Here is a 19,326-nt window from a genome sequence, read left to right as displayed (position 1 = left end):
ATGACGCAGAAAATCGTTCCCGTGATCATGGCCGGCGGCAAAGGCACTCGGCTCTGGCCGCTTTCCCGGGCCACCGCACCGAAACAGTTCATCCAGTTCGTCGGCGACAAGACGCTGTTTCAGGCAACCCTCGAACGCGTTTCCAATCCGGAGATCTATGAAGCCCCGATCGTCGTCACCAATGAGGAATTCCGCTTCCTGGTGGCCGAGCAGGCCCGCGCGCTCGCCATCCCGCTCGCCGCTGTGCTGCTCGAACCGGTCGCCCGCAACACCGCGGCGGCGGTGGCCGCTGCCGCAACGCTTGCCGCCGAGCTTTTCGGCAAGGGCACCATCATCCAGATGCTCGCTTCGGATCACGAGATCCTGGCCGATGAGACCTATTTCGATTGCATCCGCACCGCCCGCGATGCTGCAGCCGACGGCAAGCTCGTCACCTTCGGCATCAACCCGACCGAGCCTGCAACGGGTTACGGCTATATCGAGATCGGCGATGCGCTCAAAAACGGCGCTCACAAGGTCAAGCGCTTCGTCGAAAAGCCGGCGCTTGAAAAAGCCGAGCAGATGCTTGCCACCGGCGGCTTCTACTGGAACTCGGGCATCTTCATGTTCCCGGTGACGGAACTCATCGCCGAACTGCAGGAATATGCGCCCGACGTTCTCAAGGCGGCAAGCAAGGCTGTTTCGAAGGCAAGCCGCGACCTCGATTTCACGCGCCTCGACGCCGACCATTTCGCCAAGAGCCCCGATATCTCGATCGACTATGCGATCATGGAAAAGACCTCCAAGGCCGCCGTCGTCCCCTCGCCCTTCAAATGGTCCGACATGGGAAGCTGGGATGCTGTCTGGAAATCAGGCGCACGCGACGACAGCGGCAATGTCGCCGCTGCAAACACCACCGTCGTCAATACTCGCAATTCGCTGGTCATGACGCATGGCGTGCATCTTGCCGTTCAGGGCATGGATGATGTCGCCGTCATCGCCAGCGAGGACGCCGTCTATGTCGGGCCGCTGAAAGACAGCCAGAATGTCGGGCAATTGGTCAAGATGCTGGCCTCTTCTTCCGCCACCGCGAAATTCACCGAAACCCATCCGACATCCTATCGCCCCTGGGGCGGTTATACCTCAATCTTCAACGGCGACCGCTTCCAGGTGAAGCGCATTTTCGTCACGCCGGGCAAGAAGCTCTCGCTGCAGAAACACCATCATCGCTCCGAGCACTGGGTCGTCGTCAAGGGAACGGCCGAGGTGACGGTTGGCGACAGCGTGCGGATGCTGCGCGAGAACGAAAGCGTCTATATCCCGCTCGGCGAAGTCCATCGCCTCGCCAATCCCGGCAAGATTCTCCTCGAGCTTATCGAGGTGCAGACGGGCTCCTATCTCGGCGAAGACGACATCATCCGCATCGTCGACGAGTTCGGAAGAACCTGAAGCAGGCGGCCGGAACGGTCGGCGGGCTCAGACAGTCCGCCGCCTCTCCGGCATGACCACCCCCATCCCTGTTGAATTCCCTATCGGGTTTCTCATAGAATGAACGCTCCGACAGACCTGACAGGAGATGTCCCCTGATGCGTACCCTGCCCGCCCTCGCCGGATTTCTTTCACTCATGCTGCCGGCAATGGCGTTTGCCGAAACGGCGAGCATGCGCGCCGCAAGCGAGGCGGAAATTCGCAGCCACCTGCCGGGCACGGCGGAGCTCAAAGAGGGCAAGAACGGCTACGAATATCGCGAGGGTAACAAGAATGGCTATAAGATCAGCAATGGCCAGGTCTGCGTCCTGTTTCCCAACAAGTCGACCGACTGCATCAGCGTGAAAACCGACGGCAAGAAGTTTCAGATGATCGACCGGAAAGGCGGCCGGACCAGATTCTGATTTGCCCGGATTATCTTGCCGCTGACGATTGATCGCCGCCGTCGAGAGCAAATTCGGCGATCAGCCCTGAATGGTTCGAGCCGAGACTGTCTTCAAAGCGTTTCAGCGATGTCGGGCGGAGCGGTGCGCGCGCAAATATGTGGTCGATGGCGATGCCGAGCGCACCTGCGCCGCTCGGCCATGTGGCTGGCTCGGGTGCGATCGTCTTCAGCTTCTGTTCACGCAGGAAGCCCTGAATGCTCGGGGCAATCGCCGACGAATTGAAATCGCCCGCCAGCACCATAGGACCGGAGATCGAACGAAGCGCCTTGCCGAGATCTTCCAATTCGCCCATCTGGTAATCGTCGAAATAGGGTTTGGACAGATGCGCCGACACCAGATTGACGGTTTGCCCGCCGAAATCGACGCTTGATATGACCAGCCTGTCTTTCCGCAGGCTACCGATGCTGGCGACCTGCCGGGTCACGAACGGGCGTTTGGACAGCAGCAGCGTATCGCAGCTATCTTTGCCGTGGTCACAGCCGATATGGTAGGGATAGACCTTGAACAATTGCTGCAGATGGAACGTCAGCGGCTTGGCTTCGAGCAGATTGACGACATCGGCATTCGAAGCGAGTACCATGTCGGTGATGGCAGTCGAGTTTTTCCAGTTGTCGATCGCGACGTTGAACGACATCAGACGAAAGATCGGCGCCGCGTCCGCCACTCTGTCGTCTTCCGAAAACTCACGCAGCATGACGACCCCGTGAGCGATGAGAAAAACTGAGGCAAGCAGCAGGATAAAGCCGTAGACATGCCTTCTGACGGCGAGAATGACGAGGCTGACCGCGACGAACAGTACGCCGAGATGGATCTGGAAGCTGTAGACGAAGGACAGCAGCCAGAAGTTCGTGACATAGCGCAGCGACACGATCGCAATGGCAAGGGTCAGAAAGGCCGAGAGAATCCAATAAATTATGTTTCTCATCGATCCCGGTTCCGCTTGCAGACGACTGGCCGGCCATAACATGCAAGCCGCCATGGTGCAATGCAGCATAATGTCCGCAAGCGTGGACCTTGCCGTCATCGGGGAAAGCGGCGCCGGACGGGCGGGTGGCGGCAGTTCCTGCGCTGCGGGCCTTCTCTTTCAAAGGCCTATCGACTCGGCCTCTTCTTATCTTGTAAGTGGGGGCACGTGATACTGAATCGGCTCTTTGCCGTCGGCAGCAGCCGAGAAAAGGTGGGAATGCGCTACTTCATTACAGGGACCGCCGGCTTCATCGGTTTTCATCTGGCCAGGCGCCTGCTGCAGGAAGGGCATGAGGTGACGGGCTTTGACGGCCTCACTCCCTACTACAACGTCAAACTCAAGGAGATGCGCCATGCAGCACTCTCCCAGTTTCCGGCCTTCAAACCTGTCATCGCTATGCTCGAGGACCGGCCGGCGCTGGAAAAGGCTGTGATCGCGGCCAAGCCCGACGTCCTGATCCACCTCGCCGCACAGGCCGGCGTGCGCTACAGCCTGGAAAATCCCGAAGCCTATCTTCATTCGAACGTCGAAGGCTCGTGGAACATCATGGAAATCGCGCGGCGCGTCGAAATCCGCCACCTGATGCTCGCCTCGACATCCTCGATCTACGGCGCCAATGCGACCGTCCCCTTTCACGAGACCGACCGCGCCGACGAGCCGCTGACCATCTATGCCGCGACGAAGAAGTCGATGGAGCTGATGGCGCACAGCTATTCCCATCTCCACAAGATTCCGACCACGGCCTTTCGCTTCTTCACCGTTTACGGTCCCTGGGGCCGGCCTGACATGGCGCTGTTCAAATTCACCAAGAACATGCTCGAAGGCCAGCCGATCGAGATCTACGGCGAAGGCAATATGAGCCGTGACTTCACCTATATCGACGATCTCGTCGAAGCGATCGTCCGGCTGTCGGCCATCGCCCCGAGCGAGGAAAATCGTCTCGATAACGTGGCTGTCGAAACGCTGTCGCGCCAGGCGCCCTTCCGCATCGTCAATATAGGCGGCGGCCAGCCGGTCAGCCTGATGGATTTCGTCGAAACGGTGGAAAAGGCGCTCGGCCGTCCTGCCATCCGCAAGATGCTGGCGATGCAGAAGGGTGACGTGCCACGCACCTTCGCGGCCCCCGATCTGCTTGTCGCACTGACGGGATACAAGCCGGATACGACGTTGGATGTCGGCGTCAAGGCCTTCGTCGAGTGGTATCTGGACGTGCGCGGCGAACTGGACGCCTAGAATAGGCCGACAAAACTGCGCAGCGGTTTGTGATCACGACATGCGGAAGACCAAAGACCTAAAGTCTGGCAAGCGAAGCTGAAAGATCGCGATGCGCTTTAGCGGAGAAACGCGACCGCCTGTACTGCGCCGACCGCTTTCGAAAACAGGTAGTCGATCGCAACGGTCAGGCTCTTCGAATAGGCATTGATCTCGCCCTCACCCTCGACCGCAGTCGGGCTGCGCAGCACGAAGGGAACGCCTGGGCGAACGAACCCGGCGCTCGTCGCCAAGGGAACCTCGGGCGAATGGCCGATGGCGGAGGTGTACATCAGGTCCCGCCCAAGGCTCGCAGGGCCGATGGCGAAGGCCGGACCGGCAGCCGCGGTGATGGTCAGGCCCAAGGCGATGGCGGCAAGAGTTTTCTGCATGTCGAAGTCCCCGTTCTCGGATCGGCGGGCTTTCGGTTTGCCCGGCTCCAGGCGATCGATGCGTCTGTCCACGCTTCGGTCGCTTTCATGAGAACACTCTACACGTCAGTATTTGCAGGGCTTTTAAGCAGATCGGTCAAATTTTACGAAATTTGACTTTCTGTCCGGAGGACGTTCGGGAAATACGAAGATCCTCGCCGGATCGGCGGCTCGGAGCGCACGATCGGCGACGTTTGATGATGCCTGGATGCCGCACCGCACTCTAGAGAATGCGATCCAGCTTCTTGTTGATGTGCAGGTTCGGCATCAATCCCGCGCTTTGCGCGGCATGATAGGATTCTCGGGCCGCATCGAAGGAGATCGACCACATAATAGCGCTCAGCAGGAACGCAATGATATAGATTTGGATACGCATCTCCCTTGCGATAAAAAAAGAGCAAGGCAGTTTTGTGTCAAAAAATGACCGTAAAACGAGAAAAGATGGCGAGGTTTTCTGCCTCGCGGTGATCGCCGCCGGACATATGAGCGTCGTCAAAATTAGCGATAATGCCTCGCTACCTGTTAACAGCCGACCCCAAGGCTTGGTGCATCTCCCCACCTTAAGAACCCTGAGAGGTCCGTCCCCACAGGCCTCTTTGCCTTGTTTTCCATCTCCATCAAGCCGCCGGGCGGCCGATCTCCGCCAAGCCGCGTGAAATCACGCACTGGCGGTGACCGATGTCACGTTACTTTAGTATCGTCCGCCTATATGTATTGAGAGACGCGCAACCGACGATAGAGTTTGGTCGAGGCCAGCATGCCCGCAAGGCAATTGCCGCCCGCAACGACGGCATGACCGCGCATGAAAGCCTCACGGCGCACGCAATCATGATCAGGCATCAACAAATGGGAGGCGTGCATGGGAAGGATTACCAAGGCAGGCGCATGGTGCAATGGCGAGGTCGCCTACCTCGCCTGGACGGCTGACGGCCCGATTGCCGATTGTCTCGGCTTCATGATTACCCGCGTGCACGAAACCGGACCGGAAGTCGGCGCCCGGCGCATTCTTCCGACCTGGATCGCCTTTACGGACCAGTCGAATCCCGACTGGCTGGAGCAGGACAGCTCGGTCTGGCCGATCCAGCAATATCAGTGGCGCGACCTGACGCTGCGCCGCTTCCGTGACGAAGCGAAAGTCCGGCCGATCGATTTCAGTATCCACTACGAAATCACGCCGGTCGGCCTCGCAGGCCCAGGCCGCGCGCAGGTTCCCGCCTCCGACACCGCCCCTTATCGCGACGAAAACGGCAAGCCGCGTTACGAGGGGGCACAGCGGCCGCTTTTCATCCTGGACAACCCCTTCAAGACCGAGAGCATCGACGTCACCCATGATTTCCCGAGCGGTGGTGCCATCAAGGCGACCTATACCAACGGCATCCTCTCGACGCAGAACCTGGTGCGCCAGCTGGAAAAGGTCCAGGGCGCAAAGCCGAAGAATGTCACGCCCGGTCCGGCGACGCGCATGACCGAAGGCCTGCTGAAAACGCTGAAGGCGCACATTCCCGAAAAGAACGATCCGATTCGCCTGTTCCTGACCGCCGATGTGCTGAGCTTCCTGACGATGCTGATCGATCGCGCCGAGAAGGGCAACGGCGAGCTTTATCTCGCGCTCTACGAATTGCACGACCCCGAATTGATCGAGCGGCTGACGGCGCTCGTCAAAACAGGCAAGGCGCATGTGATCCTCTCCACCTCAGGCTCGACCGATCTCAACAAGGACGGCGACCCGTCGCCGAGGAAACCTGTTGTCTGGGACACCGGCAATCACGACGCCCGCGTCGGCCTTCATGCCGCAGCACCCTCGGCAGAGCGCGTGCAGGACCGCCTCTTCAACAACAACAGCCATATCGGCCACAATAAATTCGCCGTCTATGTCGAGGGCGGCGTCGCCCGCACCGTGATGACCGGCAGCACCAACTGGACGGAAACCGGCCTTTGCACCCAGTCGAACAACGTCATCCTGATCGACGACAAGAAGGTTGCCGCCCGCTTCCTCGCCTATTGGAAGCTGTTGCGCGACGACCCGCAGCCGGTGGGCGTCCCTTTGATCGTCTCCAACCACGGCGAGACCGCCGAGGGCTTTGCACCGAGCAAGGGCGTGCAGGGCGCAGTGCTACGCCAGGCCAACGCCGAGCCGACCGGTCCGGTGACGCTCGAGGATGGAAAAACGACCGTCGAAATCCTGTTTTCGCCCAATACCAAGGCGCCGACCAAGAACAAGACCTCGCCGACACCTGTCGATTTGAGCCGCGTCTATTCACTGATGGAACATGCCGACAGCGCCATCCTGTTTCTCACCTTCTATCCCGGGGTGCGCGGCGAACAGAACGTCATCGGCCAGGCCGCGGAGGCCGCCGCCAAGCGGCCGGATCTGCTTATCCAGGGCGCGATCAGCAATCCGGCAGCCCTGCCGCCGGCAAAGCCCGATGAACTTACCACCTATACGCGGCCCGACGGCACGACCAGGGACCTGCCCGAGCGGGCGATCTGGTGGCCGGGCGGCGATGCCGGCCGCATCGTCATGGTGCGGGCGGCGGCAATCAACACCCAGTTTGGCGATCTCCGTCCCGAATTACTGAGCGCCGGCCATGCGATCATCCATGACAAGATCATCGTCATCGATCCGCTCCACCCCGACAATTGCACCGTCATCACCGGCAGCCACAATCTCGGTTACAAGGCATCCTACCAGAACGACGAGAACCTGTTGATCGTTCGCGGCAACCAGTCGCTCGCTGTTGCCTATGCGATCCATATTCTCGACGTCTACGACCACTATGTCCTGCGCGCCAAGCTGCAGGAGGAGCTGCGTCAGTCGCTGATTAAGACAGGCCTGCCGCCGAAGGCAGATTCGGGTGGGGGCTTCCTCAACACCAAGCCCAGCTGGCAGGGCCGGTGGTTTGCGCCCGCCCAAGGCCCGTCGAGCCGGAACTATTTCCTCGGCATCTGAGCTGCGGCATCGGCCGATTGAAAGGAGGGCATCCGGCCAACGGATGCCCTCTTTTCGTTCGCCGTTGCTCTCGCAGCAGAATATATCAATCGATTGACTGATTTTGCGATTGATGTTATAAAGCTGTCATGATCCAGGAACGTGACAACCAGACACCACCAGCCTCCGCCCGCGCCGAAGCCGCGCGGCAGAAGATGTTGAGCGCCGCCCTCGACGTCTTCGGACGCTACGGCTTCGACGGCGCCTCGACACGCCAACTGACCGAAGCCGCCGGCGTCAACCTTCAGGCGATCCCTTATTATTTCGGCAGCAAGGAAGGCCTCTACATCGCCGCCGCCGAATATCTGATGCTGCAGGTTGACACGCATATCAGCGGCATGAGGATGCGCATCGGCACACATCTCATGGCGCTCGACAGGGCCGGCGAACCGCTCGATGAGAAGCAGGCGCGCCTCTTCCTCACCGAAATCCTGCAGACCATGGTGACGCTTTTCGTCGCCAAGGAATCCGAATCCTGGGCGCGCTTCCTGATCCGCGAGCAGATGGAACCGACCGAGGCCTTCCAGCGGGTCTATCAGGGCATCATGCGGCCGATGATCGAGATGGGCCGGCGGCTAATCGGCGCCATCCTCGGCGAAGATCCCGCTTCGGAGCATGTGCGCCTGCGCGCCTTCAACCTTATCGGCAGCATTCTCGTCTTCCGCTTCGCCCGTGCAACCGTTCTCGCCCAGATGGAATGGGACACCTTCGGCCCGAAACAGCTGGAAATATTGCGCGGCCTTGCCGCCGAACTGGTCGACGTCATCGGCCCGTCGAAAGGCGGTGCGGCATGAAACGCATCCTTCCCCTCGCCGTCCTTCTCCTCGCTGCGGCAGGTGCCGCCGCCTGGTGGTACGGCCTGCCCGAAAAGCTCGGCTGGCTGCCGGAGGCCCGCCGCGAATTCGTCCTTTACGGCAATGTCGATATCCGTCAGGTCTCGCTCGGCTTTCGCGTCAGCGGCCGCCTCTCCGAACTCCGCGTCGACGAGGGCGATGTGGTCAAGAGCGGCACGGTCCTGGCCAAGCTCGACGCCGCACCCTATGAATTCGCCGTCCGCTCCGGAGAGGCCAATGCGGCGGCCCTTCGGGCGACGCTCGACAAGCTGAAGGCCGGCCCGCGCCCGACCGAGATCGCCCAGGCGCGCGCCGCCTACGACGAAAGCCTCGCCGATCTCCAGAATGCCAACCTCGCCTATGACCGCGCCCGCCAGCTTCGCCCGCAGGGCACGATATCCGAGGCGAGCCTCGATCAGGCGACCGCCGCAAAGGCGATGGCCGCCGCGCGCTCCCAATCCGCCAACGAGGCGCTGAAACTGCTTGAGGAGGGTTCGCGCGTCGAGGATATCGCAGCCGCCGATGCGCAGGTGAAGGCAGCCGAAGCGACGCTCGCCTCGGCCCGCACCTCGCTCGCCGACACCGAGCTGCGCGCGCCGAACGACGGCGTCATCCTCTCGCGTGTGCGGGAAAACGGCGCGATCGTCTCACCGGCCGACACCGTCTTCGTGCTGTCCCTGACCGAGCCCGTCTGGGTGCGCAGCTATGTCGCCGAGCCAGACCTCGGCCGCATCCATCCCGGCATGAAGGTTTTCGTCGTCTCCGATACGGCGCCCGACAAGCCCTATGAAGGCACGATCGGCTTCATCTCGCCGGTTGCCGAATTCACCCCGAAATCGGTGGAGACGCCGGAACTCAGGACCGACCTCGTCTATCGCCTCCGGATCGTCATCGACAGACCCGGCCCCGACCTGCGCCAGGGCATGCCGGTCACCGTGCGTCTCTCCGCGCCGACGGCAGACGGACGATGAACACCGCCGAAACCACCCCGCAAACAGGTTGGGACGACAGGCCGCTCGTCCGGATCGACGGCGTGACCAAACGCTTCGGCGATGCACCCGCAGCACTTGACGCCGTCTCGGGCACGATCGGCGGTGGCGCGATCACCGGCCTCGTCGGCCCTGACGGCGCCGGCAAGACGACGCTGATCCGCCTGATGACCGGCCTGATGCTACCTGACACCGGAACGGTGGAGGTTCTGGGCTTCGATACCAGGAAGAATGCCGCCGGCATCCAAGCGGCGATCGGCTACATGCCGCAGCGCTTCGGCCTCTATGAGGACCTCTCGGTGCAGGAAAACCTCGATCTTTATGCCGATCTGCGCGGTCTGCCAAAGAGTGAACGCGCAAGCGCCTTCGACGAACTGCTCACCTTCACCGACCTTAAACGCTTCACCGGGCGCCTGGCCGGCAAACTTTCCGGCGGCATGAAGCAGAAGCTCGGCCTTGCCTGTGCGCTTCTGAAAAAGCCGCGCCTGCTGCTGCTCGACGAGCCGGGCGTCGGCGTCGATCCGATCTCGCGCCGCGATCTCTGGAAGATGGTCGAGAACCTGACCAGGGAAGGCATCGGCGTGCTCTGGTCGACCGCCTATCTGGACGAAGCGGAAGCCTGCGACCACGTTCTCCTGCTCAACCAGGGAAAGCTGCTCTTCTCGGGAAAACCGGAGGAGATGACAGAGCGCGTCAACGACCGCGTCTTCAGGGTATCCGGCGTCACCGGTCGCCGCCGCCAGGTGCTTGCCGAACTCCTTGCGGCCGATGGCGTCATCGACGGCGTGATCCAGGGCGAGGCGATCCGCCTCGTCGCAGCCAGGGACAAGAAGCCTGATATTGCCAAGGCCGGTGACGGCGCCGCACTTGCCCCTGCCCCACCCCGCTTCGAGGACGCCTTCGTCGACATGCTGGGCGGCGGCCCCGGCGGCCGCTCCAGGCTTGCCGAGGCGCAGGCGCCTCTGAAGGCCGAGGGCGACCGGCCGGTGATCGAGGCGAAGGGCCTGACCAAGCGCTTCGGCGATTTCACCGCCGCCGACGACATCAGCTTCGATATCCGCCGAGGCGAGATCTTCGGCCTGCTCGGCCCGAACGGCGCCGGCAAGTCCACCACCTTCAAGATGCTCTGCGGCCTGTTGAAGCCGACCGGCGGCGAAGGCCGCGTCGCCGGTTTCGACCTGCGCCGCGATGCCGCCGAAGCCCGCAACCAGCTCGGCTACATGGCACAGAAATTCTCGCTCTACGGCGATCTCACAGTCATGCAGAACCTCGAATTCTTCGCCGGGGTCTATGGACTTCGTGGGCAGCGCAAGCGCGAGCGCATCGAACTGATGGCCGGCATTTTCGATTTCGGCCACCACGCCCGCAAGCCCGCCAAGGATCTGCCGCTCGGCCTCAAGCAGCGACTGGCGCTTGCCTGCGCTGTCATGCACGAGCCGCGCGCCCTCTTCCTGGACGAGCCGACATCAGGCGTCGATCCGATCACCCGCCGCGAATTCTGGACGCATATCAACGCGCTTGTGGAAAAAGGCGTCACCGTGCTCGTCACCACCCACTTCATGGACGAGGCGGAATATTGCGACCGCATCTCGCTGATCTATCGCGGCCGCTCGATCGCGCTGGGCTCTCCCGATGAGTTGAAAGCCCGGGTCGCGACCAAAGAGCAGCCGGACCCGACGATGGAGGATGCCTTCATCGCGCTCGTCCAGAAATCGGAAGCGGAGAATGCCGCATGAGCGCCTCCTCCAACCGATTGCGGCGTCTTTCAGCCCTGGTGCGCAAGGAAAGCTTTCAGGCGATCCGCGATCCGAGCAGCATCCTCATTGCCTTCGTGCTGCCGCTGATCCTGCTCTTTCTCTTCGGCTACGGCGTTTCGCTCGATACCACCCGCACCCGCATCGGCCTTGTGACCGAGGAGATGACGCCGCTGACGCAGGACCTCGCGGCCAGTTTCCAGGCCTCGCGTTATTTCGACGTGGTGATCGGCCGCGACCGGCGCCTGTTCGAGGAAGATCTCGTGCTCGGCAGGGTGCGCGGCATCGTCGTCATTTCCGCCGATTTCACCACCCGCTACACCGCCGGCAACAGTCCCTCTCTCCAGGTGATCGTCGACGGCTCCGACCCGAACACGGCGAATTTCGTGCAGAACTATGCCCAAGGCGCCGTTGCCAACTGGGAGCAGCAGAGGCAGGCTGATGTCGCCTCCCATAGCCCGGCCATCTCGGTCGAGCAGCGCTTCTGGTTCAATCCGGAGCTCACCAGCCGCAATTTCCTCGTGCCCGGCTCGATCGCCATCGTCATGACCCTGGTCGGCACGCTCCTGACCTCACTCGTCGTCGCCCGGGAGTGGGAGCGCGGCACCATGGAAGCGATGATGGCGACGCCGGTGACGGCGGTCGAACTGCTTGCCGGCAAGATCCTGCCCTATTTCCTGCTCGGCCTCACCTCGATGACGCTTTGCGTGCTGCTTGCGGTCTTTCTCTTCGGCGTGCCGTTCCGCGGCTCCGTCGCGGCCCTTTACGCCTTGTCGGCCGCCTTCCTGATCCCGGCGCTCGGCCAGGGTCTGCTGATCTCCACGGCAACGAAGAACCAGTTTCTCGCCTCGCAACTGGCGCTGATCTCTGCCTTCCTGCCGGCCTTCCTGCTGTCGGGCTTTCTTTTCGAGATCAATTCCATGCCCACCGTCATCCAGTGGATCACCTTCATCGTGCCGGCGCGTTATCTGATCCCCAGCCTGCAGACGGTGTTCCTCGCCGGCGACATCTGGCCGATGTTCGGACGGGCCATCTCCGTCATGCTGACGATCGGCGCCATCATGTTCGTGCTTGCCGCCCGCAGTACCAGAAAAAGGATCGGCTGAGATGTGGACGAGGCTCTACGCCCTGATCGTCAAGGAACTGCTCGCCGTGCTGCGCGACCCCAAGGGCCGCGCCATCCTGATCGGGCCGCCGATCGTCCAGCTTCTCGTCTTCTCCTATGCCGCAACGCTCGAAGTGCGCAATGTCGACGTCATGATCCTCAACCGCGACAGCGGCCATTGGGGCCAGGAACTGATCCAGCGCATCGACGGCTCGCCGACCTTTCGCAACATCGAGATCGCGGCCAGTCAGGCGGAAGTCCAAGTGGCGATCGATAACCAGGCCGTCATCGCCGCGGTCGAGATCGGCCCGGATTTCTCGCGCAATATCGAAGCGGGAACGCCGGCTGATCTGCAGGTCGTGCTCGACGGCCGCCGCTCGAACGCTTCGCAGATCGTCGCGGGCTATCTCTCGCAGATCGGCGGCGCCCTTGCCGCAGAGACGCCGGCAGGCAGGCGCGCCGGTGGCGGCATGGTGTCCTCGGTGCCGCGTAATTGGTTCAACCCGAACCTCACCTACCAATGGTTCATGGTGCCGAACCTCATCGCCAGCATCGCGCTGCTGATCGGCCTGATCGTGACCGCTCTGTCGATCGCCCGCGAGCGCGAGCTCGGCACCTTCGACCAGTTGATGGTCTCGCCGCTGCGCATGCACGAAATCCTGATCGGCAAGCTGATCCCGCCGATGATGATCGGCCTCTTCCACATCACCGTCTATATTCTGGCCGCCGTCTTCCTCTTCGAGGTGCCGCTGCGCGGCTCGCTCTTCCTGCTTTACGGCAGTGCGATCTTCTATCTGGGCTCGGTTGCCGGCCTCGGCCTCTTCATTTCGGCGCTGTCGATGACGCAGCAGCAGGCGATCCTCGGCGCCTTCCTGTTCATGGTCCCGGCCATGCTGCTCTCTGGCTTTGCGACGCCGATCGAGAACATGCCGGGATGGCTGCAGCCGATAACCCTCATCAATCCGCTGCGCTATTTTCTTGTGATCGTCAAAGGCGTTTTCTTGAAGGATATCCCCTTGAGCGAGGTGGTGAACCAGACGATCCCCCTGGCGCTGATTGCCGCCGTCACGCTCACTGCCGCCGCCTGGCTCTTCCGCCGGCGGCTGGAATAATGCCTCCCAACCCATGCTTCGGCCGCCTCACATAATGTGAACCGGGCTTCCAAAGCGTGATTCTCCTGCCGGAACCTCGGACTGGCGCGGTCGTTACCCAAACGCAACCCCAGTAAAGGAGAAGCAAAATGTACAAGATCCTACTTGTCTCCAGCGCCCTTGCGCTGTCGTCGCTTGCATCAAATGCGCTCGCTGACGGAGCCGTGACGGGTGCAGCCGGTGGCGCCATCACCGGCGCGATCGTCGGTGGTCCTGTGGGTGCTGCCATTGGCGGCGTGGCCGGCGGTGTCGCCGGTGCCGTTATCGATCCGCCGCCGCGCGAAGTCGTGACCTATGTCCAGCAGCAGCCGGCCCCGACCGCCTCCGTGGTTGTCCAGGAACCGATCGTCGTCGGCAAGCCGCTTCCGGCTGATGTCGTTGTGACGCCGGTCCCCGACAACCCGAAATATGCCTATACGGTCATCAACAACCGCCATGTGATCGTCGAACCCCGCACGCACCGCGTCGTGCAGGTGATTGAATAATCAACCCGCCGAGGCCGTCTGCTGCGGCCCGGCCACCTCCGGCCCCGCTTTGGCGGGGCCTTTTTCGTGCGCTTGGGCCAACGCGCTGAATCTCTAGAGGCCCGAGCGCGCTATTAAATTTGAGAACCCGTTTTCGATGCCGCGCTACTTTGACCCAACCACGGCTCTATCCCTGCCAGCAGCCGCTGAATATTGGCACGATGGCGCACAATTACATAAAGACCGCCGGCAATCACCAGAAACCGATAAGGTAACGATTGCTCCGTACTGCAGATGAGGATGATCGCAGCCAACGCCGCCAGCATCGAACTAAGCGAAACAATCCGAAACGCAGCCAGCCCTATGCCAAAAGCTGTCGCCGCACCTAGACCAACTGGCCAGGATACTGCAATCAACACGCCTAGCCCCGTCGCAGCGGATTTGCCGCCGGTAAAATTCAACCAAATCGAACGGCCGTGACCTAACAATACGGCAAGTCCTGCAATGCAAGCGACCCAAGGGATCCAAGTCGTCAAATCAAGCGCTGTCGGTTGTGCGTCATGCCACCGTGCATAGGACCAAGGATAAAACCAGCGGGCAAAGACGACGGCGGCCGCACCCTTCAGCACATCCACCAACAGCACGACCAACGCGGGCCATTTTCCCAGGGTTCGCAACACATTCGTTGCGCCCGTGGATTTGGAGCCATGTTCCCTGATATCGATGCCCTTGAGCAGCTTCCCCGCCAGATAGCCCGTGGGGATGGAACCGATGAGATAAGCGATCGCCAATCCAACCACATCCGCCATCCAAATCATGGGAACCACCTCGCCACTCAAAGAAAACCGCCCACGACATCAGTGCCGCAGGCGGTTCAACATCATCATACTTTACTTCCGCATGCCAGTTAGGAGCGGAGGCTTCGTTGTCTGAAACGCCGGATCAAACCTTCAGTTCGCGCCGCTCGCGCTCGGTCTCCATGGCGAGATCGAGCACCTTCTGCAGGTTGGCGGCGTGGCGGAAGTTCGGGTCGGGCTGGATGCCGCTTGCCACCGCCTCGGCGAAGCGCTGGTAATTGGTCGGCACCGGTGGCACCTCGATGTCCTTCCAGGTGGCGGTCTCGGCATCGTCGCCGAGGCAGCCGCGCAGTTCGGAGCCGTCCGGACGATGGATGACTTCGAGGCTGCCCCGTTCCCCATAGATGCGCAGCTTCAGCTCGTTCAGGTGGCCTGTGGCCCAGCGGCTGGCATGGATGACGCCGAGGGCGCCGTTGGCGAAATCGACCGACATGGTGAAGCTGTCATTGGCGTCGAGCATATATTCGCCGATCTGGCCGCCCGGCGCCTTGTTGAAGGTCTTCAGCCGCGCAAAGACATGATCGATGTCGGTCGCGGCGCCATAGGCGGCAAAATCGAGAATGTGGATGCCGATGTCGCCGAGCACGCCGTTCGAGCCGTGGCCGGTGGAAAGCCGCCACAGCCAGGTCGATTCCGTGCGCCAATCGCCCCAGGCACGCGAAACGAGCCAGCTCTGGAGATAGGAGGCTTCGACATGCTTGATCGTGCCGAGCTCGCCCGCGAGCACCATCTCGCGGGCACGCTGCAGCGGCGCGACATTGCGATAGGTGAGGTTCACCATGTTGATGACGCCTGCCTTTTCGGCCGCTTCCGTCATCTCAAGCGCCTTCGGATAGTTTTCCGCCAGCGGCTTCTCGCAGAGCACATGTTTGCCGGCGGCGATCAGCGCCATCGTCGTCGGGTGATGAATGCGATCGGGCGTGATGTTGGTCGCCGCATCGAACTCGCCCCAGGCGATCGCCTCATCCAGGGAAAGAAACCGCTTTTCGACGTTGAACTTGTCGGCGAAGGCGGAAAGCCGATCGGCATCGGTATCGACGGCGCCGACCACCGTCACGCCGTCGATTTTGCTGAAGTGGGTGAGCTGGTTTTTCGCCATCACGCCCGTGCCAAGAACGAGTAGTCGCATGAATGCTCCTCAGCGGTAACCGGCTTCGCCGGTCTGGTGCAGTTTCGGGCCGCGTTCGACGATCGGCTCCAGTGCCTTTTCTACCGGCACATTTGGAGCGTCGGTGATGCCAGTCAACGACCCCTGCGGGTTATAGGCCCACTTCACGCCGTTGATCAGCACCCTCTGGACATTGGCGTCGTGATAGGTCGGGTAGGTCTCGTGGCCGGGACGGAAATAGAAGATGTTGCCGGCGCCGCGACGCCAGGTCAGACCCGAGCGGAACACTTCACCGCCCTGGAACCAGGAGATGAACACCGTTTCGAGCGGCTCCGGTACGGAAAACTGCTCGCCGTACATTTCCTCGTTCTCGAGCTCGAAATGCTCGCCGATGCCGGCGGCGATCGGATGGCGCTGGTTGATCGTCCACAGACGCTCGCGCTCGCCCGCCTCGCGCCATTTCAACGCACAGGGCGTGCCCATCAGCCGCTTGAAGATCTTGGAGAAATGGCCGGAATGCAGGACGAGGAGGCCCATGCCTTCCCAGACGCGCTTGGCGACACGCTCGACGACGATGTCGGACACCGCGCCATGATCCTTGTGGCCCCACCAGGTGAGCACGTCGGTTTCGGCAAGGCGGGCTTCGCTGAGGCCGTGTTCCGGTTCCTGCAGCGTCGCCGTTGTCGCGGAAATGTCGGGGTCGGTATTCAGCGCATTGGCGATCGTGGTGTGCATGCCCTCGGGATAGATGCCTCGAACGATTTCATTGGTATTCTCGTGGATATTCTCTCCCCAGACGACGGTGCGTATGGCCATGATGCGTGCTCCTCTGGAAGCTGGAAGTATCGATAGGCGGGAAAGCAGGATTCAAAGCGCTTTGGAAGATGGCGCTAGCTGCGCCTCGTCTCCTCCACGTCAGAGGAACTCATAGACCTTTGTCAGGAATTTGACAAAGGGGAAAATTCTCCGGCCAAAGCCGGAGGAATTTCCCTCAAATATCCATGCAAAATCAATGGGAAATTGACTTTGAGAACAGGTTGACCACGACAACGCCCGATATGATCAGTCCGAGACCGACGATTGCCGGCAGGTCGAGGCGCTGCTTGAAGAAGATCAAGCCGACCGACGAAATCAGCACGATTCCCAAAGCGCTCCAAATGGCGTAGGCGATTCCCACAGGAATGCTCTTCAGCGTCAGCGACAGGCAATAGAAGGCTGCCGCATAACAGGCGACGACGAGGGCCGTCGGCCCGATGCGGGTGAACTGCTGGGATAATTGCAGTGCGGTCGTGCCGATCACCTCGAGCACGATGGCTGCGACGAGCAGCCCATAGATGGCGGCCTGGCTCATGGCGAATTCCCTTCGGAAGACTTCCCGGTCAGCTCGACAAGGCGATGGATGAGATCCCGCCTCAGAGCGTCGTTGATATCATGGCTCTCCAACGTATCTGCGAACCACAGCCCATCGGCGGCGAAACGCACGATCTGCGCATCGAGCGAGGAGTCGGTGCCGACATATTCCTCCGCCCGCTCCTGCACCCATTGGCGCCAACGCAGGCGCAGCCGCGGTTCGGCAAGAAGGGCGATCGTCACCTGCGTCCAGCTCCTGGAATCATCGGGACGATCCTTGAGGCCGGACACCGCCCTGAGATAGGCGCGGGTGAAGCGTCCGTGCGGCAACGGATCGCCGCGCATCAGCTCCTCCATATCGGCGTCGAACTTTTCAAGCAGGCTCTCGAACAAGGCATCGAGCAGCGCATTCTTCGTCGGGAAGTGATGCAGCAGCCCGCCTTTGCTGACGCTGGAGGCGGCGGAAACCGCATCGAGCGTGACGGCGGCCATGCCATCGCTGGCCACAAGGCGCGCGGCGACCTCCAGCAGTTGCTGGCGCACGAGAGCAGGTTGTTTCTTGCGATGATGAGCGTTCGACATATGAAATAAAGATACCGTCCGGACGGTTTTGTCAAGGAGAATCGATGGGAATCCCTGTGGCGCCGGGATTATGCGCGAAATGCCGCGGCATCTTGATGACAGTTGCGATCGTTTTCCCAGAGGTGCATGAAGAGGCGGGGATAGATGTGTTCAGGGATGGTTTCGTGACGGAGAAAGTCACCACACTCTACGAGGCGATCGGTGGCGATCCCATCGTGCGGGCGCTGACGCACCGCTTCTACAAATTGATGGACAGCCTGCCGGAGGCGAAAAACGTGCGCGCCGTGCACCCGCCGAGCCTTGAGGGCAGCGAAGAGAAATTCTACGAATATATGAGCGGTTATCTCGGCGGTCCGCCGCTCTATACCGACAAGCGCGGCCATCCGCGCCTGCGCAGCCGTCATTTCGTCGCCGAGATCGGCCCTGTCGAGCGCGACGAATGGCTGCTCTGTTTCCGCCGAGCCATGGACGAGACCATACCAAGTCAGGCGCTGCGCGATCTCATCTGGGCGCCGGTCGAGCGGCTCGCCTATCACATGCAGAACAAGGAATGACCGATGCGCCTCAACGACCGTTTCGTGCCGCTGTTTTACCTGTTGTCAGGTCTGTTCGGTTTTGCCGGCGTGGCGCTCGCGGCAGCGGCCGCGCATGGTGGTGGCGACGCCCACCTGCTCGCTTCGGCATCGGCCATGTGCCTGGCCCACGCGCCTGCCCTGCTGGCATTGGCGTTTGGTATTGATAAGATCAAAACCGCCTGGCTGGCCGGTTTACTGATCGGCATCGGCACACTGCTCTTTTCAGCAGATCTCGTCTCGCTGCGTTTTGCCGGTTCCGGCCTGTTCCCGATGGCCGCCCCGACTGGCGGCTTCGCCATGATGTTTGGCTGGCTGGCCGTTGCCGCCGGCGCCGTCTTTCGCGTCCGGCCTTGAGAGCCCTACCTCTCTTCCCTCATTCCGTTGTCTGCCACAGGAATGAGTGAGCAAACAGCAACTTCGCACGATCTCACTAGCTCCGGCCAAGGAGAGGGAGCAAAGCGCCGTTGCGAATCTCTTCTACCCAGCGGGGAGAAGTGCCGGAGCGATAGCGAGGCGATGAGGGGGTGAGCGGCAAAGCTGCGAATGCACTGAGCGTGAGCGAAGGGCAACAATGAACGGCGTGCCGTGTGCCCCCTCATCCGACCCTTCGGGCCACCTTCTCCCCGCTGGGGAGAAGAGGGAGCAAGCCTCACTTGTCCTTCATCCTCAACAGAAGAGCAAAAAGGGCAATCAAATGCCATCAACCACATTGAAGCCTTCGAAAACCGGCGGGCCCTTGTACATCGCCTTGCGGTCGCCGGCATTGCGGTGCGCCGCGCGAAAATTCTCGGACTTCGTCCAGTTCTGAAAATCCTCTTCGCTGCTCCAGACCGTGTGCGAGGAATAGAGCGTATAGCCTTCCTCCTCGTTGACCTTGCCGCGCAGCAATCGGAATTCGACGAAACCCGGCACCTCGGCCAGGCTGGAATCGCGATTGCGCCAGACCGTCTCGAAATCGCCCTCGGTCCCGGTCACAACCTTGAAGCGGTTCATTGCGATATACATGA

General features: G+C 61.4%; 21 protein-coding genes. 12 read left to right on the top strand and 9 right to left on the bottom strand.

The window, feature by feature from the left end; translation table 11 throughout:
• Together EFB14_RS33255 and EFB14_RS25215 are read left to right on the top strand one after the other, a co-directional pair.
• A complete protein-coding gene (locus EFB14_RS33255) occupies positions 1 to 1,428 on the top strand; it encodes a mannose-1-phosphate guanylyltransferase/mannose-6-phosphate isomerase (RefSeq protein WP_183604912.1) in 1,428 nt (475 codons plus the stop codon).
• Positions 1,429 to 1,565: 137 nt separating this feature from the next.
• Complete coding sequence (locus EFB14_RS25215) at positions 1,566 to 1,871, top strand: hypothetical protein (protein ID WP_126829332.1); 306 nt, start codon at positions 1,566 to 1,568, stop codon at positions 1,869 to 1,871.
• Positions 1,872 to 1,881: 10 nt separating this feature from the next.
• Here EFB14_RS25215 and EFB14_RS25210 read toward each other — a convergent pair whose 3' ends face one another.
• A complete protein-coding gene (locus tag EFB14_RS25210; protein WP_126829331.1) occupies positions 1,882 to 2,838 on the bottom strand; it encodes an endonuclease/exonuclease/phosphatase family protein in 957 nt (318 codons plus the stop codon).
• A gap of 258 nt (positions 2,839 to 3,096) precedes the next feature.
• Here EFB14_RS25210 and EFB14_RS25205 point away from each other — a divergent pair, with 258 nt between their 5' ends.
• On the top strand, positions 3,097 to 4,113 hold the full coding sequence (locus EFB14_RS25205; RefSeq protein ID WP_126829330.1) for an NAD-dependent epimerase: 1,017 nt from the start codon (positions 3,097 to 3,099) through the stop codon (positions 4,111 to 4,113).
• Between the two features lie 98 nt (positions 4,114 to 4,211).
• Here EFB14_RS25205 and EFB14_RS25200 read toward each other — a convergent pair whose 3' ends face one another.
• Together EFB14_RS25200 and EFB14_RS33025 are read right to left on the bottom strand one after the other, a co-directional pair.
• The gene (locus tag EFB14_RS25200; protein WP_210302933.1) at positions 4,212 to 4,523 is read right to left on the bottom strand and encodes a hypothetical protein; all 312 of its coding nucleotides are present in this window, start codon (positions 4,521 to 4,523) and stop codon (positions 4,212 to 4,214) included.
• 262 nt (positions 4,524 to 4,785) lie between these two features.
• Positions 4,786 to 4,938, bottom strand: coding sequence for a hypothetical protein (locus EFB14_RS33025; protein ID WP_008535956.1), 153 nt, complete (start codon positions 4,936 to 4,938; stop codon positions 4,786 to 4,788).
• A 483-nt stretch (positions 4,939 to 5,421) separates the two neighbouring features.
• Here EFB14_RS33025 and EFB14_RS25195 point away from each other — a divergent pair, with 483 nt between their 5' ends.
• The 7 genes from EFB14_RS25195 to EFB14_RS25165 all read left to right on the top strand — a co-directional run bounded on the left by EFB14_RS25195 (position 5,422) and on the right by EFB14_RS25165 (position 13,868).
• The gene (locus EFB14_RS25195; RefSeq protein ID WP_126829328.1) at positions 5,422 to 7,512 is read left to right on the top strand and encodes a phospholipase D-like domain-containing protein; all 2,091 of its coding nucleotides are present in this window, start codon (positions 5,422 to 5,424) and stop codon (positions 7,510 to 7,512) included.
• Between the two features lie 128 nt (positions 7,513 to 7,640).
• The gene (locus EFB14_RS25190) at positions 7,641 to 8,345 is read left to right on the top strand and encodes a CerR family C-terminal domain-containing protein (RefSeq protein WP_126829327.1); all 705 of its coding nucleotides are present in this window, start codon (positions 7,641 to 7,643) and stop codon (positions 8,343 to 8,345) included.
• Entirely contained in the window at positions 8,342 to 9,355 is a 1,014-nt protein-coding gene (hlyD, locus tag EFB14_RS25185) for a secretion protein HlyD (RefSeq protein ID WP_126829326.1), read from the top strand. The genes EFB14_RS25190 and hlyD overlap by 4 nt, the downstream gene beginning before the upstream one ends.
• A complete protein-coding gene (locus EFB14_RS25180) occupies positions 9,352 to 11,109 on the top strand; it encodes an ATP-binding cassette domain-containing protein (protein WP_126829325.1) in 1,758 nt (585 codons plus the stop codon). The genes hlyD and EFB14_RS25180 overlap by 4 nt, the downstream gene beginning before the upstream one ends.
• Positions 11,106 to 12,233 (top strand): ABC transporter permease, encoded by a 1,128-nt coding sequence (locus EFB14_RS25175; RefSeq protein ID WP_126829324.1) that lies wholly within the window; start codon positions 11,106 to 11,108, stop codon positions 12,231 to 12,233. The genes EFB14_RS25180 and EFB14_RS25175 overlap by 4 nt, the downstream gene beginning before the upstream one ends.
• Position 12,234: 1 nt before the next feature.
• On the top strand, positions 12,235 to 13,344 hold the full coding sequence (locus tag EFB14_RS25170) for an ABC transporter permease (RefSeq protein ID WP_126829323.1): 1,110 nt from the start codon (positions 12,235 to 12,237) through the stop codon (positions 13,342 to 13,344).
• A gap of 128 nt (positions 13,345 to 13,472) precedes the next feature.
• Positions 13,473 to 13,868 (top strand): DUF1236 domain-containing protein, encoded by a 396-nt coding sequence (locus EFB14_RS25165; protein ID WP_125845272.1) that lies wholly within the window; start codon positions 13,473 to 13,475, stop codon positions 13,866 to 13,868.
• Between the two features lie 113 nt (positions 13,869 to 13,981).
• Here the strand turns inward: EFB14_RS25165 and plsY are convergent, their stop codons facing one another.
• The 5 genes from plsY to EFB14_RS25140 form a co-directional block, all read right to left on the bottom strand.
• Positions 13,982 to 14,665 (bottom strand): glycerol-3-phosphate 1-O-acyltransferase PlsY, encoded by a 684-nt coding sequence (plsY, locus tag EFB14_RS25160; protein ID WP_126829322.1) that lies wholly within the window; start codon positions 14,663 to 14,665, stop codon positions 13,982 to 13,984.
• Between the two features lie 124 nt (positions 14,666 to 14,789).
• Positions 14,790 to 15,833 carry a Gfo/Idh/MocA family protein gene (locus EFB14_RS25155; protein ID WP_125845270.1) on the bottom strand — a complete coding sequence of 348 codons (1,044 nt, stop codon included), beginning with the start codon at positions 15,831 to 15,833 and terminating at the stop codon, positions 14,790 to 14,792.
• A gap of 9 nt (positions 15,834 to 15,842) precedes the next feature.
• Positions 15,843 to 16,628 (bottom strand): ThuA domain-containing protein, encoded by a 786-nt coding sequence (locus tag EFB14_RS25150; protein ID WP_126829321.1) that lies wholly within the window; start codon positions 16,626 to 16,628, stop codon positions 15,843 to 15,845.
• Positions 16,629 to 16,821: 193 nt separating this feature from the next.
• A complete protein-coding gene (locus EFB14_RS25145; protein ID WP_126829320.1) occupies positions 16,822 to 17,163 on the bottom strand; it encodes a DMT family transporter in 342 nt (113 codons plus the stop codon).
• The gene (locus tag EFB14_RS25140; protein ID WP_126829319.1) at positions 17,160 to 17,744 is read right to left on the bottom strand and encodes a TetR/AcrR family transcriptional regulator; all 585 of its coding nucleotides are present in this window, start codon (positions 17,742 to 17,744) and stop codon (positions 17,160 to 17,162) included. Before EFB14_RS25140 ends, EFB14_RS25145 begins: the two co-directional genes overlap by 4 nt.
• 164 nt (positions 17,745 to 17,908) lie before the next feature.
• Here EFB14_RS25140 and EFB14_RS25135 point away from each other — a divergent pair, with 164 nt between their 5' ends.
• Positions 17,909 to 18,298 carry a group II truncated hemoglobin gene (locus EFB14_RS25135; protein ID WP_126829318.1) on the top strand — a complete coding sequence of 130 codons (390 nt, stop codon included), beginning with the start codon at positions 17,909 to 17,911 and terminating at the stop codon, positions 18,296 to 18,298.
• A 3-nt stretch (positions 18,299 to 18,301) separates the two neighbouring features.
• Positions 18,302 to 18,673 carry a DUF423 domain-containing protein gene (locus EFB14_RS25130; RefSeq protein ID WP_125845265.1) on the top strand — a complete coding sequence of 124 codons (372 nt, stop codon included), beginning with the start codon at positions 18,302 to 18,304 and terminating at the stop codon, positions 18,671 to 18,673.
• Between the two features lie 336 nt (positions 18,674 to 19,009).
• On the opposite strand, the gene hmuQ is transcribed toward EFB14_RS25130, so the two are convergent.
• Positions 19,010 to 19,324 carry a heme-degrading protein HmuQ gene (gene hmuQ, locus EFB14_RS25125; protein WP_126829317.1) on the bottom strand — a complete coding sequence of 105 codons (315 nt, stop codon included), beginning with the start codon at positions 19,322 to 19,324 and terminating at the stop codon, positions 19,010 to 19,012.
• Between the last annotated feature and the right edge of the window lie 2 nt (positions 19,325 to 19,326).

Origin of the sequence: Rhizobium fabae (assembly GCF_003985135.1) — a bacterium.
GTDB lineage: Bacteria > Pseudomonadota > Alphaproteobacteria > Rhizobiales > Rhizobiaceae > Rhizobium > Rhizobium pisi.
The sequence above is the reverse complement of the archived record's forward strand: the minus strand, read 5'-3'. Positions and strand labels throughout refer to the sequence as shown.

Coding starts and splice junctions, on each gene's coding strand:
- EFB14_RS33255 (WP_183604912.1), top strand. CDS start 1: ATGACGCAGAAAATCGTTCCCGTGATCATGGCCGGCGGCAAAGGCACT.
- EFB14_RS25215 (WP_126829332.1), top strand. CDS start 1,566: ATGCGTACCCTGCCCGCCCTCGCCGGATTTCTTTCACTCATGCTGCCG.
- EFB14_RS25210 (WP_126829331.1), bottom strand. CDS start 2,838: ATGAGAAACATAATTTATTGGATTCTCTCGGCCTTTCTGACCCTTGCC.
- EFB14_RS25205 (WP_126829330.1), top strand. CDS start 3,097: ATGCGCTACTTCATTACAGGGACCGCCGGCTTCATCGGTTTTCATCTG.
- EFB14_RS25200 (WP_210302933.1), bottom strand. CDS start 4,523: ATGCAGAAAACTCTTGCCGCCATCGCCTTGGGCCTGACCATCACCGCG.
- EFB14_RS33025 (WP_008535956.1), bottom strand. CDS start 4,938: ATGCGTATCCAAATCTATATCATTGCGTTCCTGCTGAGCGCTATTATG.
- EFB14_RS25195 (WP_126829328.1), top strand. CDS start 5,422: ATGGGAAGGATTACCAAGGCAGGCGCATGGTGCAATGGCGAGGTCGCC.
- EFB14_RS25190 (WP_126829327.1), top strand. CDS start 7,641: ATGATCCAGGAACGTGACAACCAGACACCACCAGCCTCCGCCCGCGCC.
- hlyD (WP_126829326.1), top strand. CDS start 8,342: ATGAAACGCATCCTTCCCCTCGCCGTCCTTCTCCTCGCTGCGGCAGGT.
- EFB14_RS25180 (WP_126829325.1), top strand. CDS start 9,352: ATGAACACCGCCGAAACCACCCCGCAAACAGGTTGGGACGACAGGCCG.
- EFB14_RS25175 (WP_126829324.1), top strand. CDS start 11,106: ATGAGCGCCTCCTCCAACCGATTGCGGCGTCTTTCAGCCCTGGTGCGC.
- EFB14_RS25170 (WP_126829323.1), top strand. CDS start 12,235: ATGTGGACGAGGCTCTACGCCCTGATCGTCAAGGAACTGCTCGCCGTG.
- EFB14_RS25165 (WP_125845272.1), top strand. CDS start 13,473: ATGTACAAGATCCTACTTGTCTCCAGCGCCCTTGCGCTGTCGTCGCTT.
- plsY (WP_126829322.1), bottom strand. CDS start 14,665: ATGATTTGGATGGCGGATGTGGTTGGATTGGCGATCGCTTATCTCATC.
- EFB14_RS25155 (WP_125845270.1), bottom strand. CDS start 15,833: ATGCGACTACTCGTTCTTGGCACGGGCGTGATGGCGAAAAACCAGCTC.
- EFB14_RS25150 (WP_126829321.1), bottom strand. CDS start 16,628: ATGGCCATACGCACCGTCGTCTGGGGAGAGAATATCCACGAGAATACC.
- EFB14_RS25145 (WP_126829320.1), bottom strand. CDS start 17,163: ATGAGCCAGGCCGCCATCTATGGGCTGCTCGTCGCAGCCATCGTGCTC.
- EFB14_RS25140 (WP_126829319.1), bottom strand. CDS start 17,744: ATGTCGAACGCTCATCATCGCAAGAAACAACCTGCTCTCGTGCGCCAG.
- EFB14_RS25130 (WP_125845265.1), top strand. CDS start 18,302: ATGCGCCTCAACGACCGTTTCGTGCCGCTGTTTTACCTGTTGTCAGGT.
- hmuQ (WP_126829317.1), bottom strand. CDS start 19,324: ATGTATATCGCAATGAACCGCTTCAAGGTTGTGACCGGGACCGAGGGC.